This is a genomic window from Tepidibacillus decaturensis (genome assembly GCF_001561915.1).
GTDB classification, from domain to species: domain Bacteria; phylum Bacillota; class Bacilli; order Tepidibacillales; family Tepidibacillaceae; genus Tepidibacillus_B; species Tepidibacillus_B infernus.
In genome coordinates, this window is record NZ_LSKU01000001.1 from 934314 (window position 1) to 947652 (window position 13339).

Here is a 13339-nt window from a genome sequence, read left to right on the forward strand (position 1 = left end):
ATTTATTTTTTATGGGCGCTTGCCATTAAACGAATGAAAGGGCATATTGCTGGAATTACTACTGTTATATTATCTATTCTAATTGCAATTATCGTTTATGGAATGCCTGTAAAATTAGCATTATTAACAACTGGCTTTGGTGCTATGTACGGTATCTTTCCTATAAGTTGGATTATTATTACTGCTGTATTCTTGTATAAGATTACAGTTAAAACAGGTCAATTTGATATTATTCGTTCTTCTGTTGTTACAATTACAGAAGATCGTCGTTTACAAGCATTATTGATTGCGTTTTCATTTGGTGCATTTCTTGAAGGGGCGGCAGGGTTTGGTACACCCGTGGCCATTTCTGCAGCATTGTTGGTCGGATTAGGTTTTGAACCTTTATATGCTGCTGGGTTAGCTTTGATTGCGAATACAGCACCTGTAGCATTTGGTGCAATTGGAGTACCAATCATTGTAGCAGCTAATACTACAGGAATCGACGTAATGGCAATAAGCCAGATGGTTGGCCGTCAATTACCGTTTTTATCTTTCTTTGTTCCATTTTGGTTAATTTTTATTATGTCAGGGTGGAAGGGTGCAAAAGAAGTAATGCCTGCGATTCTTGTTTCAGGTGGATCCTTCGCATTGGCCCAGTATTTCACATCAAATTTTATTGGTCCGGAACTTCCAGACATTACTTCGGCGTTATTTAGCCTATTTGCAACTGCCTTATTTCTTAAAGTTTGGAAACCAAAAAATATTTTTAGATTTTCGAATGAAGAAAAGGGTAGATTATTAAACCCAAGTGTTGCTGCAGGAAAAGAAACTTATACTACAAGGCAAATCGTTAAAGCTTGGTCATCATTTTTATTATTAACCGGGTTCATCATTATTTGGGGTATTCCTTCTATCAAAGATGTTTTATCGTTATCCAACATTCAATTTAATATTCCCGGTCTTCATGAAGCAGTTATAAAAACCACTCCAATTGTTACTCAAGATACACCATACGCTGCTACTTTTAAATTTGATTGGTTAGCCGCAGCTGGTACGGCCATTCTCTTTGCTGCATTAGTAAGTAAGTTTGTAGTAGGAATGAAATTTGGGGATTGGATCAAAACTTTTGGTGAAACTGTAAAAGAATTGATCTTCCCATTAATTACAATTGCTTCTGTTTTAGGTCTTGCCTATGTTTATAATTATTCGGGTATGAGTGCAACCTTGGGTTTAGCTTTGTCAAAAACGGGACATTTATTCCCATTTTTCGCTCCAATTTTGGGTTGGTTAGGTGTATTCTTAACTGGTAGTGATACATCTGCTAATGCTTTATTTGGTAACTTACAGAAAATAACTGCAAATCAGATTGGTGTTGACCCTATTTTAACTGTTGCCGCGAACTCAAGTGGTGGAGTAACTGGTAAAATGATATCACCACAATCAATCGCTGTAGCGACAGCTTCAACTGGCTTAATAGGTAAAGAAGGAGACTTATTTAGGTTCACATTAAAACATAGTGTTATGTTTGTGATCATCGTTGGAATTATGACTTATATTCAAGCATATTTCTTGACTTGGATGATTCCATAGAATGTTTTCAAAAAATGTATCCTTGTTTATTGAGGATACATTTTTACCTCATAAAAAATGTTGATTTTTTATCTTATTTCGTCTAATATATGTATTGTAATTGTTCCTCGTTAGCTCAGTCGGTAGAGCACTCGGCTGTTAACCGAGTTGTCGCAGGTTCGAGTCCTGCACGAGGAGCCATTTTTATCTCAATTTATGGAAATCTTTATCATCATTTTTTGGAGAGGTGTCCGAGTTGGCCGAAGGAGCACGATTGGAAATCGTGTAGGCGTTAAAAGCGTCTCGTGGGTTCGAATCCCACCTTCTCCGCCATCAAATTGGTAAAGATTTGGAGAGATACTCAAGAGGCCGAAGAGGACGGTTTGCTAAACCGTTAGACCGGGTTACCGGTGCGAGGGTTCGAATCCCTCTCTCTCCGCCATTACAATGAAGTAAGGGATTCTCACCGCGAGGGGTTCTCCCTCAGCAAGGGTGATGAATCGCAGGGATGTACCTAATAGGTACTTTTTTTATGTAAATTTTGGGTTGTATATAGAAATTCCTATATGTTAATTCTATAAATGAAAGATTTTCATATAGGGGTGAATCATTGATGTTCTGGAATAATCAAAGACGAAAAAATAATTATTTCTTATGGGGTATGTTATTTGGAGTAATTACCGGTGGATTTGTTGCCTATAGAATGATGAATCAACCGATGAAGACAGAAACATCCCAGAAAAAAGTTGAAAGTAAACCTTCAGTAGATCAATCCACGCATACAAACAATCAGAAAGGTATGGAAGTGGAGCAAAAAGACATGAAGCAGCTCTTTGATACATTTTTAAATGGTACTGAAGAAGAGTTACGAGCGAAAGCAAATGAACTGAATTAACTAAAGGATTTAAAAAAGCACTAATTTGTAAAAGCATCCAAACATTTGGATGCTTTTTATTGAGCTCTCCAGAAAAGTAGTCCGAAAACGATTCGAAGAAATTGGTCGCTTTTGAGGATTTTCTTATGCAACTCTTTTCAATTTGAAACGTAAAATGATGTATAAGCGTTAAATAATAAGACTTAGTTTTCAAACATATCATTTATTGTTATAATATAATTTATACTTTTATTTATTACATTTTCGAACTAAAGTAGGCTATTCATCATATTCTGTATTACAGGTTTTGTAATTTGAAAGGGGGGTCCCTATCATGCGCGTAGAACGATTAGGTAAAGACAAAATCAAAATCTTTTTAACCTTAGATGATTTGAGTGATCGTGGCATTAAAAAAGAAGATCTTTGGACAGACGTACCTAAAGTGCATGATCTATTTAATGAGATTATGGAAGAAGCTTATGAGGAATTAGGATTTGAATTATCAGGACCCGTCGCTGTAGAAATATTTGCTCTTCCTGCACAAGGGATGGTTGTAATTGTATCGAAAGGAAAAGAACAGATTTGGGCAGATGAAGAGACTGATGAAGATCTATTTGCTTTGGAAGTTACTTTAGAGGAATCAGATTCTATCATCTTTGCTTTTAAGGATTTTGAAGATCTAATCGAAGCAGCCAAGCGAGTAAATTCATATTTAATGTATGGTGGAGAATTATACTTCTATAAAGGACATTATATTTTAGTTTTTGATCAAATGGACGTTCTAGACAAAAATGTAGATGATTTCATTGCATTGCTTTCAGAGTATGGAGAAGTGTCTCCAATATCAAAAGCCGTTCTTGAAGAATATGGGAAAGTAGTTGTGAAAGAGGATGCAGTTAAAATTTTAATTAACCACTTTTCATAAATAAACATACAGACAGTCATGAGGAGTTGAATGGTTTGTTAAATGTTGCTGTGATTTATGGAGGAAAATCAAAAGAAAGAGAAGTTTCGCTAAGAAGTGGTAAAGGTGTAGCTAATGCGTTAAAAGCAAAAGGGTGTAATGTAAAAGAGATAGATTTTACGTCTATGGATTTTATATCTAGTCTTCAAGGAGTCGATCTCGTTTATTTAGCATTACATGGCCGATTTGGAGAAGATGGTCGGATTCAGGGCTTATTAGATATATTGGAGATTCCTTATGTTGGGTCTGGAGTCCTTGCAAGCGCTCTAGCTATGGATAAAGCGAAAGCTAAAAGAATTTTTGACTATGTTGGAATCCGTGTAGCAAAAGATTTATTCGTTCAAATAGAAGATAAAGAAAGATTGAATTTTGATGCGATTGAAGAAGATTTTGGATTTCCTCTTGTTGTTAAACCTAATCAAGAAGGCTCCACGATTGGTCTCTCCATTGTTAAGAATAAAAGTGAGTTGAAAGAAGCCATAAATCATGCATTTACCTTCGATAAACAAATTCTTATTGAAGAATTTATTTCTGGTACAGAAGTGACAGTGGCGGTGTTAGAAACAGCATCAGAGATTCAAGCTTTACCAATCATTGAAATTATACCAAATAAGAATCAGTATTATGACTATGAATCAAAATATGCCCCTGGTGGTAGTGATCATATTATTCCTGCAAGAATTAATAAAGAAACTGAAGGTTTATTGAAAAAATGGGCAATAGAAGCACATCGCCAATTAGGATGTGAAACTTTGTCTCGAGTTGACTTTATTATTCCTAGCGATGGAAGTTTACCAGTTATTTTAGAAGTAAATACTTTGCCTGGAATGACAGAAACTAGTCTTTATCCTGATGCAGCCAAAGCAATTGGGTTAAGTTATGAGGATATTGTATACAAATTGGTTGAAATTACATTGGATAAACAAAAATAATAAAATTGACCTATAAAAGACCTATTTTTTATAAAAACAGGTCTTTTTTTCTTAGTTCATATTATTTTTTTATAATGCCAACACTCTATTTATTGCTTTAGACCTAGATATAAAATAGGTCTTTTTGATTTGTTTGGGATTTGTTAACATTTTCAATATAGGCATTAACGCTTGATTATGTTAACAATGTTACACTTTTAGTCAAATTTACAGAGATTTTATAAAGAAATTGTCGAAACATGAAGGAATTTAGTGCTACAATATGGAATGATGTTATCTTAGGAAAAACCTCTTAAGGAGGATTAGATATGAATATATTTTCAAACAATATCAATTTATTACAACGGGCGTTAGATGTATCATCTTTACGACAAAAAGTGTTAAGTAATAACATTTCTAATGTTGATACACCAGGATATAAAACATTGGACGTCTCTTTTGAAGATATCTTAAAAAATGAACAGGAGAAAAGTATAAAAATACCCAGGTTTAAAGGCTATCGAACTGATCCTAGACATATAGCTATCGGTTCACAAATGAACGATTTGTTTCAACCGAAAATAGTAGTTCAAAACCAGACTTCTATTTTTAATCATGAAAATAATGTTGATATTGAATCAGAAATGACCAAGTTAGCAGAGAATAACCTTTGGTACAATACCTTAACCCAAGTCACGAATAAAGAATTTGGTATGTTACGTTATGTAATTACAGAGGGGAGAAGATAATCAATGAAATTATTTTCGACTATGGATATTAGTGCCTCTGCTTTAACTGCCCAAAGACTAAGAATGGACGTTATTTCTTCTAACATTGCAAATGCAGAAACAACTAGGGATAAGTATGTTGATGGAAAATGGCAGCCTTATACTCGGAAAATGGTTGCTTTACAACCAAATTCTAGCCTAAGTTTTGACACGGTTTTAAATCAGTATACTGCCGATACACCCTATGTAGCAGGAGTGAGAGTATCTAAAATTGTTGAGGACAAAACACCTTTTAAACAAGTATATCAACCTAACCATCCCGATGCAGATGAGAATGGTTTTATTTCCTTGCCAAATGTAGATATATTGAAAGAAATGGTTGATATGATATCGGCAACACGAGCTTATGAAGCAAATGTCACAGCATTAAACTCTACTAAATCGATGTTGATGAAAGCTTTAGAAATAGGAAAATAGAAAGGAAGTTTTTTAAATGGTAGAAAATATTAGTCTACTTACGGGCTTGTCGAATAATATAACAAATCAAAAATCTATACAATCTGTCCCAAATGCTTCAACTCCTTTTTCTGATGTTTTAAATAATGCTTTAAAACAAGTAGATGAAGATCTTAAAACAGCTTCGGTATTAAGTAATAAAGTTGCAACTGGAAACGTGACAGACCTTCATCAAGTGATGATTGGGCTCGAAAAGGCAAACCTGGGTTTACAACTAACTGTTCAGGTTAGAAATAAAGCAGTTGAAGCTTACCAGGAAATCATGAGAATTCAAGTATAATTCCTACTGGTAGGTGAGGAGAGATCACATTGTGAATGATTTTTTGATGAAATATAAAACTAGATTTCTAAATTTCTGGCAACCATTAGAGAAAAAAAGAAAAATCATGCTCATTTCTACAGCGATTCTATTACTGAGTTCTTTAACTATTTATACGATTTTAGCTACTAGAACACAATATGAATTAGCATTTAGAGATTTGAATGAAAAGCAAGCAGGGACAATTGTCAAAAAATTAGATGAGATGGGAGTTCCTTACCAATTAAGTGCTGGTGGGACAAGCATTCTTGTGCCTGAAGCCCAAGTGTCAAAAGTGAAGGTCACCTTGGCACAGGAGGATGTTTTGGGAAGTGGAAATATTTATTCTAAGTTTTGGGATAATTCTTCTTTTGGAATGACTGATTCTCAATTTAAAGTTCTGGAACGGGGAGCAATTGAACAGGAATTGCGTGATCTAATCGTTAACGGAATAAAAGGAATAAAAGATGCACAAGTGATGATTACAGTACCAGAGGAAAAAGTTTTCTACAGTGAGGATCAGGATAAGTCAACTGCCTCTGTTGTAGTAGACGTTGATCCAAGCGAGCAATTAAGTCCAAATCAGATTAAAAGCATGTATAAATTGATATCCTTAAGCGTTCCTAATCTTCCTGTGGAAAATATTACTGTAGTAGACCAGTATGGGGAAACATTGGAATACATAACAAGTGACCAAGGGTCAATAAATCTAAATTCATATGATCAACAAAGACAAATCCAATTAAAGTTTCAACAAGATCTTAAGAAAGATTTAGAAAGAATGTTAGGTACGGTTCTTGGACAAGATAAAGTAATTGTTACCGTTTTTGCAAAAATGAATTTTGATCAAGAAAAAACGGTTCAAAACCTTAAAGAACCTGTTATAGACGGTAGAGGAATTGAACGTAGTGTTGAAAAAATACAAGATTCTTTCACTGGGCAAGGAAGTACACCAGGTGGAATAGCTGGAACAGGGAATACACAAGTTCCTACCTATCAATCAGGAGATAGTAATGCCGGTAGTTCCGAACATCTTGAAGAAAGAATAAACTACGATGTGAATGAAATAACCAAGGAAATTGTCAGCAGTCCTTATCGATTAGAAGATTTAAGTATCAATGTAGTTGTGGATTTAAAAGACGACACAGATCCGAATTCACAAGCTGCACAAACCAAACAAGCGATTAGAGATTTAATTAAACCAATTGTTTTGGCTGCCATTGGTAATCAATCTGATAATACTTTAAATCAAACAGCAATCGATCAAAAAATAGCAGTTGTAGCTCATACCTTCCAAAGTCAGTCACCATTAGTGAACAATAATGGCGGGTCGATGAATCCCCTCCTATTCTATGGGACCATTGGATTATCTGTATTAGCTATTGGTGGAGTTAGCTATACTGTCGTAAGACGTAGGCGTAAAAAGCGCGAAGATAAAGAAGAACTTGTATCAACGGAAGTAAATCCTCCAGAATTTGATTTTACCCCAGTGTTGACTGAGGAAGCAGCACTTCTTCAAGAAATACAAAAATTAGCCAAACAAAAACCGGAAGAATTTACAAAATTAGTACGAGCTTGGTTATCAAAGGAGTAAGGGGGATCGAATAGTGAAATTACAAGAATTAACCGGTAAACAAAAAGCAGCAATTCTATTGATATCTCTAGGGCCTGAAGTATCAGCTCAAATTTTTAAATATTTACGTGAAGATGAAATTGAACAACTTACCCTTGAAATTGCGAATATGCGTAAAGTTGAAACAACAGAAAAAGAAAAAGTGATGCATGAGTTTCATCAACTTGCCATTGCCCAAGATTACATTACCCAAGGTGGGATTGAGTATGCTAAAGATATTTTAGAAAAAGCATTAGGGCAACAAAAGGCAATCGATGTCATTAACCGTCTGACTGCATCATTACAAGTTCGTCCTTTTGATTTTGCTAGAAAATCTGATCCAAACCAAATTCTTAATTTCATCCAAAATGAACATTCGCAAACCATTGCATTAGTTTTATCATATTTGCAAGCGGAACAAGCTGCCATGATCTTATCCGCATTGCCTCAAGATCGGCAAGCAGATGTAGCAAGAAGAATTGCTACAATGGATGCTACTTCTCCTGAGGTGATTAGTCAGGTAGAACGAGTTCTAGAACAAAAACTATCAGCAACAGTACAACAAGATTATACAAGTGCTGGGGGTATCGAGAGTATTGTTCAAATATTAAATGGTGTAGATCGTGGTACAGAAAGAACGATCTTAGATTCACTTGAAATCGAACATCCAGAATTAGCGGAAGAAATTAAGAAAAGAATGTTTGTATTTGAAGATATCGTTAATTTGGATAATCGTTCTATTCAAAGAGTGATTAGGGATGTAGAAAATGCCGATTTACAATTGGCATTAAAAGTGGCAAGTGAAGAGGTTAGAGATGCAGTATTTCGTAATATGTCGAAGCGAATGGTAGAGACATTCAAAGAAGAAATGGAATTTATGGGGCCTGTTCGATTAAAGGATGTTGAAGAAGCACAAACAAGAATTGTTGCAACCATTCGCCGTTTAGAAGAAGCTGGCGAAGTCATCATTGCACGTGGTGGAGGCGATGATATTATTGTCTAGAATATATAAATCGATTCAATATATAACAGATCAGAAAAAAGTGATAAACCATATTCAAAAAATCTCGAACATGGTTCCTTCACTAGATTTAGAGGTAGAGCAAGAAGAATCTAAAAACGATGAACACATGACGAAGGTGGATCAGATATTAAAGGATGCCGAGGAAATGGCAGAAAGAATGCTCTACCAAACAAAGATCCAAATCGAAGAAATGAAGGGACAAGCTAAAAGAGAAATTGAAGATTGGTGGGAATATAGAAGACAAGAAGATGCTAATCTTATTGAAATAGTAAAAAAAGATGGGTTTCAGAGTGGTTATGAAGAGGGTTTAAAAAATGCAGAAGCAAAAATGCAAGAACAATATCGCTCTCTATTTGATCAAGCGCAAACAATACTCAAGGAAGCCTATCAATTAAAAGAACAAATTGTTAGTGAAGCTGAACCCATACTTGTTGATTTAAGTGTTTCAATCGCTCAAAAAATTATACTTAAAGAAATTGAAATGAATCCAGATATTATAAAAGCCATTACGAAAGAAGCTTTGAAGCAAACTAAAGAATTAGAAAGAATAACGATCAATGTAAGTCCCAATCATTTTGCGTATTTACATAATGCTAGAGATGAACTGCTTTTAGAACTTCATGGACAAGTTGAATTATTGATTTTCCCCGACCCTACAATCGATGATGGGGGATGTGTGATTCGAACTTCATCAGGCACATTGGATGCAAGAATCGATACCCAATTAGAAGAGATTAAACAAGTACTGATGGATGTAATAGGTAGGCGAATGGAATGACTTCAGGAATTGATGTTGAAAGTTTAAAAGATGCTGTCATTCACTCAAATCCGATAAGAATGTACGGTAGAGTAACACAAGTGATTGGCTTAACGATTGAATCTCATGGACCTGAATGTAAAATTGGTGATGTTTGTTTTATTTACCCTATTGATAGAAATCAATCGGTTAAAGCGGAGGTCGTTGGGTTTAAAAATAATCGAGTATTGTTAATGCCATTGGGAGAACTAGGGTCAATCGGTCCTGGATGCGATGTAATCAATACAGGTTATCCTTTAAAGGTTAAAGCTGGGCTTCCTTTACTTGGGAGAATTTTAAATGGTTTAGGTGAGCCTCTTGATCAAAGACCCCTACCACCTGGACTCGGATCATACTCAACAAATCAGCTTCCTCCAAACCCATTGACAAGACCTAGAATAACTGAACCCATCAGTTTGGGTATAAGAGCAATTGATGCACTTCTTACCGTAGGGAAAGGGCAAAGAATAGGTATTTTTGCTGGAAGTGGTGTTGGAAAAAGTACATTACTTGGAATGATCGCACGAAACACCTCTGCTGATGTAAATGTGATAGGATTAATCGGTGAGCGGGGAAGAGAGGTTAGGGACTTTATTGAGAGAGATCTAGGTGAAGAAGGGCTTAAAAAGTCAGTCATTATAGTAGCCACTTCAGATCAACCCGCATTAGTAAGAATCAAGGGTGCAATGATCGCGACTAGTATAGCAGAATACTTTCGCGATAAAGGTTTAAATGTCAATTTAATGATGGACTCTATCACACGTTTTGCCATGGCTCAACGCGAAGTTGGATTAGCAATAGGTGAACCTCCAGCTACAAAGGGATATACACCTTCTGTTTTTGCACTACTACCAAAGTTACTTGAACGAACAGGTACAAATCAATATGGAACAATAACAGCGTTGTATACGGTATTAGTAGATTCAGATGATATGAATGAACCTATTGCTGATGCTGTCAGGGGAATCTTAGATGGGCATATTGTCTTGGATAGAAAATTGGCACATAAAGGCCATTTTCCTGCAATTGACCTTTTAAGTAGTATAAGTCGCTTAATGAAAGATATTGTGGATGTAGAACAGAATGAAGCTGCTGAAAAACTAAAAAGACTATTAGCTGTATATAGAGATGCTGAAGATTTAATCAACATAGGGGCTTATCAAAAAGGTTCGAATCCTTTGATAGATCAGGCGATTGACCTATACCCAATGATTGAAAACTTTACTAAGCAGGGTGTTGATGAAAAAGCAATATTTGAGGATTCAGTAAAGGACTTAATCCATACATTTAAGGAGATTATGGTATGAGGAAATTTGAATTTCATCTTCAAAAGATTTTAGATATGAAAGAAAAAAAGAGAGAGCAAGAGGAATGGAATTATACAAAAATTTTACATCATTTACTAGAAGAAAAAGATCGTTTGACAGAACTTATGAACCAAAAAAATAAGCTGCAGGAGGAAATTATACTTCATCAAAGGCAAGGTATTTTAATCAATCAAATTCATCAGTCCCAGGATTATTTAAGTTATTTAGAAGTCTTGATTGAACAAAAAAACAAAATGTAAAAAAAGTAGAAGAAGAATTATCTATTAAACAAAAAAAGCTACAGGAATTAAAAATAGATGAAAAGATTTGGACTAATTTGCGTGAAAAAAATGGCAAGAGTTCGTTATCGAAAATAATCGTTTAGAACAAAAAGAGCTTGATGAATTGGTAACCCAACGTACTTATGTGTAGAAAGGGGTACGAAAATGGAACCAGCTGAACAGCAAAGTTATGGTAAGTTGGAATGGTTTTTTTATATTGTGATCTTACCAGTCTTGTTCATTGCTATCTTAACTGGCATTTTACTGTGGGCTTTAGATTACGATGTAAAAGAAAAAATTTATAGTGCTTTAAATCGAGTACCATATATAGAAAAATTAGTCCCTAGTGAATCAAACATACCAACACAGGATCAAAAAGTGAATAATAAGAATCCTGAACTTGAAACACAAATCAAGGAATTAAAGGCATCACTATCCGAAAAAAATAACTCCATACAACAATTAGAACAAAGTATTACAACTAAAGACGTTGAAATACAGAAGTTGAATCGACAAATTGTTGATCTAACAAAGCAGGTAGATGAAAAAAATTTTCTGATCAATCTAGGGAACAAGATATTGCTAATTTAGCAAAAATCTATACAAATATGAGTCCGAAGAGTGCAGCGAATATTATTTCAAATCTAAGTAATAGTGAAGCGGTTTTAATTCTAGCACAAATGAATTTAGATGCAAAAAGTCAAATCTTAGAGAAGATGAATCCAGATAAAGCAGCTGATCTATCTATTCTTTTAAAAGATCAGGCTTATTCAAAAGACTTAGATATCCTTGCTTTACAAGAGAGGGTGAATCAATTAACTCAAGAACTTGATCAATTGAAAAAGGATCAAGTCGAATATCAACAGCTTGCATCTACCCTTTCGAACATGAGTCCAGACAAAGCGGCTCAGACAATAATTTCTATTTCTAATCAAAATTCAAATAAAGCTAGAGCAATTCTCAGTGTTATGGATCCTTTATCAAGGTCAAAAATCTTAAATGAAATGGAACCAAATATTGCGGCAAAATTATCTATTGGTTTAGTAAATTAAATTAAATTAAATTGAATCATTATCTTAGAAAGGAGGTGAACTAAATGGAGGCTGCTCAAATTACAAATATACAAGAGAATCAAACAATACCAGTTAAAGAAACGAATAAAAGGGAAAAACAACAAGAGACCTCTATCTTTGCAATGCTACTGCATGGGTTCCAGCAAGTTCAAGGAGAACAAGTCTTTTCTGACGATTTACTTATGTCAACATTGAAAACTGATCAGGTAGCTGATCAATCTCTTTTGGAAGAGCAAGTAAAAGCAAAAGGGCTGTTAGAAAATCCAGCTTTATCTGGTTTTGCAAATGGTTCTATTCCTATTTTGACGTTTAATCTTCTTACTTTCACAGGAGATGTTAAGTCAGAAGAAGTAAATCTAGAATTAAGTCAGATTTTGGAGACTTTAAAAACGATAAAAAAACCTACTCCAGAATTGGTAGAAGTTCTCCAAAAATTACCTAATCAGCAGCAGCAACTGTTTTCTCGTATTTTACAAGAATCTTTTAATACTCATGAATTAGAAGCCGTTCTTTCTAAGATCAAAATGAAAGATACAGAAATGCCATTAAATATAGTAAATCAATTAGAACAAAATGAGCAATTCAAGCTCCTTTTACAAAAAATAAAAGAGATCCTTAGTGAGAACAAAAGCTTATTTCCTAAATTTGCAAATGAAATAGGTGTTGATAAGATGGGGAATAATCGCAAGGATGATACCCCTGAAACAGGTAAAGTTTTAAATTCTGAAGAAAAAAGTAAGGCCGTCAAAGTAACTAGATTAGGGTCAATTTCACCAATTTCTTCCTCACTAGAATCTTCATCTAATTTGAATGGGATAAAGGATGAAGAAAAGCCTATTCAAAGCTTAGAACTTAAACATGTACAAAGCTATCAATCTGTGAATTTTGGGAAAGAAACGAAAGTCACAAATCAACTGCCTGTTGAACATTTACAACAAGACCAAAACTTCAGCTCTGAGTTAGGAAAAATTTTAATTCGAAATGTTAAATTGCCCAATGGTATTTCTGAAACCAAAATCCAATTGCATCCAGAAGAACTTGGCCAAATGGTTGTAAAGATCTCCCATAATCAAGGTCAGATTTCTGCACAATTTTTGGTGGAATCAGGCTTAAGTAAGGAATTATTAGAAGGTCAAATCCAGCAACTAAAGCAATCCTTTATTCAACAAGGTTATCAGGTTGGACGGGTTGAAATACAGGTTGCTTCTCATTCATCCGCTTATGGTGCAGGTGGTGAATTGGGAAATCATTTTAACTTTTCCCAACAACATTCTTCATATCAACAATCGAAACAGAGAAGGATGAATAGCTATACTAAATCTTATTCGATTGAAGTTGAAGAGTTTTTGGGGGTAGATTCTGAGATAACTGGAATCGATTATACCGTATAAAAGGGGGAAGAAC

Annotated in this window: 15 protein-coding genes and 3 tRNA genes; all 18 read left to right on the forward strand. The window is 34.7% G+C overall.

Annotation, left to right across the window (positions count from 1 at the left end):
• Positions 1 to 1572, forward strand: a 1572-nt coding sequence (locus U473_RS04545; RefSeq protein WP_068723805.1) for an L-lactate permease, incomplete at its 5' end; no start/stop codon positions are given.
• A 104-nt stretch (positions 1573 to 1676) separates the two neighbouring features.
• Positions 1677 to 1752 (forward strand) — tRNA-Asn (locus U473_RS04550).
• A 40-nt stretch (positions 1753 to 1792) separates the two neighbouring features.
• Positions 1793 to 1884, forward strand: a tRNA-Ser gene (locus U473_RS04555).
• Between the two features lie 18 nt (positions 1885 to 1902).
• Positions 1903 to 1993 (forward strand) — tRNA-Ser (locus tag U473_RS04560).
• 171 nt (positions 1994 to 2164) lie between these two features.
• Complete coding sequence (locus tag U473_RS04565) at positions 2165 to 2446, forward strand: hypothetical protein (protein ID WP_068723807.1); 282 nt, start codon at positions 2165 to 2167, stop codon at positions 2444 to 2446.
• Positions 2447 to 2759: 313 nt separating this feature from the next.
• Positions 2760 to 3350: a genetic competence negative regulator gene (locus U473_RS04570; RefSeq protein ID WP_068723809.1), complete on the forward strand. Its 591-nt coding sequence runs from the start codon at positions 2760 to 2762 to the stop codon at positions 3348 to 3350.
• Between the two features lie 35 nt (positions 3351 to 3385).
• Positions 3386 to 4321, forward strand: coding sequence for a D-alanine--D-alanine ligase family protein (locus U473_RS04575; RefSeq protein WP_068723812.1), 936 nt, complete (start codon positions 3386 to 3388; stop codon positions 4319 to 4321).
• 308 nt (positions 4322 to 4629) lie between these two features.
• Positions 4630 to 5049, forward strand: coding sequence for a flagellar basal body rod protein FlgB (gene flgB, locus U473_RS04580; protein WP_068723814.1), 420 nt, complete (start codon positions 4630 to 4632; stop codon positions 5047 to 5049).
• A gap of 3 nt (positions 5050 to 5052) precedes the next feature.
• Positions 5053 to 5505, forward strand: coding sequence for a flagellar basal body rod protein FlgC (gene flgC / locus U473_RS04585; protein WP_068723817.1), 453 nt, complete (start codon positions 5053 to 5055; stop codon positions 5503 to 5505).
• 16 nt (positions 5506 to 5521) lie between these two features.
• Positions 5522 to 5824 (forward strand): flagellar hook-basal body complex protein FliE, encoded by a 303-nt coding sequence (gene fliE / locus U473_RS04590; RefSeq protein ID WP_068723819.1) that lies wholly within the window; start codon positions 5522 to 5524, stop codon positions 5822 to 5824.
• Positions 5825 to 5855: 31 nt separating this feature from the next.
• On the forward strand, positions 5856 to 7436 hold the full coding sequence (fliF, locus tag U473_RS04595) for a flagellar basal-body MS-ring/collar protein FliF (protein WP_068723821.1): 1581 nt from the start codon (positions 5856 to 5858) through the stop codon (positions 7434 to 7436).
• Between the two features lie 10 nt (positions 7437 to 7446).
• Complete coding sequence (gene fliG, locus U473_RS04600) at positions 7447 to 8457, forward strand: flagellar motor switch protein FliG (protein WP_068723823.1); 1011 nt, start codon at positions 7447 to 7449, stop codon at positions 8455 to 8457.
• Positions 8450 to 9256 carry a FliH/SctL family protein gene (locus tag U473_RS04605; RefSeq protein ID WP_068727466.1) on the forward strand — a complete coding sequence of 269 codons (807 nt, stop codon included), beginning with the start codon at positions 8450 to 8452 and terminating at the stop codon, positions 9254 to 9256. The genes fliG and U473_RS04605 overlap by 8 nt, the downstream gene beginning before the upstream one ends.
• Positions 9253 to 10581 (forward strand): flagellar protein export ATPase FliI, encoded by a 1329-nt coding sequence (fliI, locus tag U473_RS04610; protein ID WP_068723825.1) that lies wholly within the window; start codon positions 9253 to 9255, stop codon positions 10579 to 10581. Before U473_RS04605 ends, fliI begins: the two co-directional genes overlap by 4 nt.
• Positions 10578 to 10841 carry a flagellar export protein FliJ gene (locus U473_RS04615; protein WP_068723828.1) on the forward strand — a complete coding sequence of 88 codons (264 nt, stop codon included), beginning with the start codon at positions 10578 to 10580 and terminating at the stop codon, positions 10839 to 10841. Before fliI ends, U473_RS04615 begins: the two co-directional genes overlap by 4 nt.
• Before the next feature lie 186 nt (positions 10842 to 11027).
• Positions 11028 to 11453, forward strand: a complete 426-nt coding sequence (locus U473_RS04620; protein ID WP_068723830.1) for a coiled-coil domain-containing protein — start codon at positions 11028 to 11030, stop codon at positions 11451 to 11453.
• Between the two features lie 17 nt (positions 11454 to 11470).
• The gene (locus U473_RS04625; RefSeq protein WP_068723833.1) at positions 11471 to 11914 is read left to right on the forward strand and encodes a MotE family protein; all 444 of its coding nucleotides are present in this window, start codon (positions 11471 to 11473) and stop codon (positions 11912 to 11914) included.
• A gap of 44 nt (positions 11915 to 11958) precedes the next feature.
• A complete protein-coding gene (locus U473_RS04630; protein WP_068723835.1) occupies positions 11959 to 13326 on the forward strand; it encodes a flagellar hook-length control protein FliK in 1368 nt (455 codons plus the stop codon).
• The last annotated feature ends 13 nt before the right edge of the window (positions 13327 to 13339 follow it).

Bases quoted from the DNA above. Each gene is read 5' to 3' on its own strand.
- flgB (WP_068723814.1), top strand. From the start codon at position 4,630: ATGAATATATTTTCAAACAATATCAATTTATTACAACGGGCGTTAGAT.
- fliI (WP_068723825.1), top strand. From the start codon at position 9,253: ATGACTTCAGGAATTGATGTTGAAAGTTTAAAAGATGCTGTCATTCAC.
- flgC (WP_068723817.1), top strand. From the start codon at position 5,053: ATGAAATTATTTTCGACTATGGATATTAGTGCCTCTGCTTTAACTGCC.
- U473_RS04630 (WP_068723835.1), top strand. From the start codon at position 11,959: ATGGAGGCTGCTCAAATTACAAATATACAAGAGAATCAAACAATACCA.
- U473_RS04570 (WP_068723809.1), top strand. From the start codon at position 2,760: ATGCGCGTAGAACGATTAGGTAAAGACAAAATCAAAATCTTTTTAACC.
- U473_RS04615 (WP_068723828.1), top strand. From the start codon at position 10,578: ATGAGGAAATTTGAATTTCATCTTCAAAAGATTTTAGATATGAAAGAA.
- U473_RS04620 (WP_068723830.1), top strand. From the start codon at position 11,028: ATGGAACCAGCTGAACAGCAAAGTTATGGTAAGTTGGAATGGTTTTTT.
- U473_RS04565 (WP_068723807.1), top strand. From the start codon at position 2,165: ATGTTCTGGAATAATCAAAGACGAAAAAATAATTATTTCTTATGGGGT.
- fliE (WP_068723819.1), top strand. From the start codon at position 5,522: ATGGTAGAAAATATTAGTCTACTTACGGGCTTGTCGAATAATATAACA.
- U473_RS04625 (WP_068723833.1), top strand. From the start codon at position 11,471: ATGAGTCCGAAGAGTGCAGCGAATATTATTTCAAATCTAAGTAATAGT.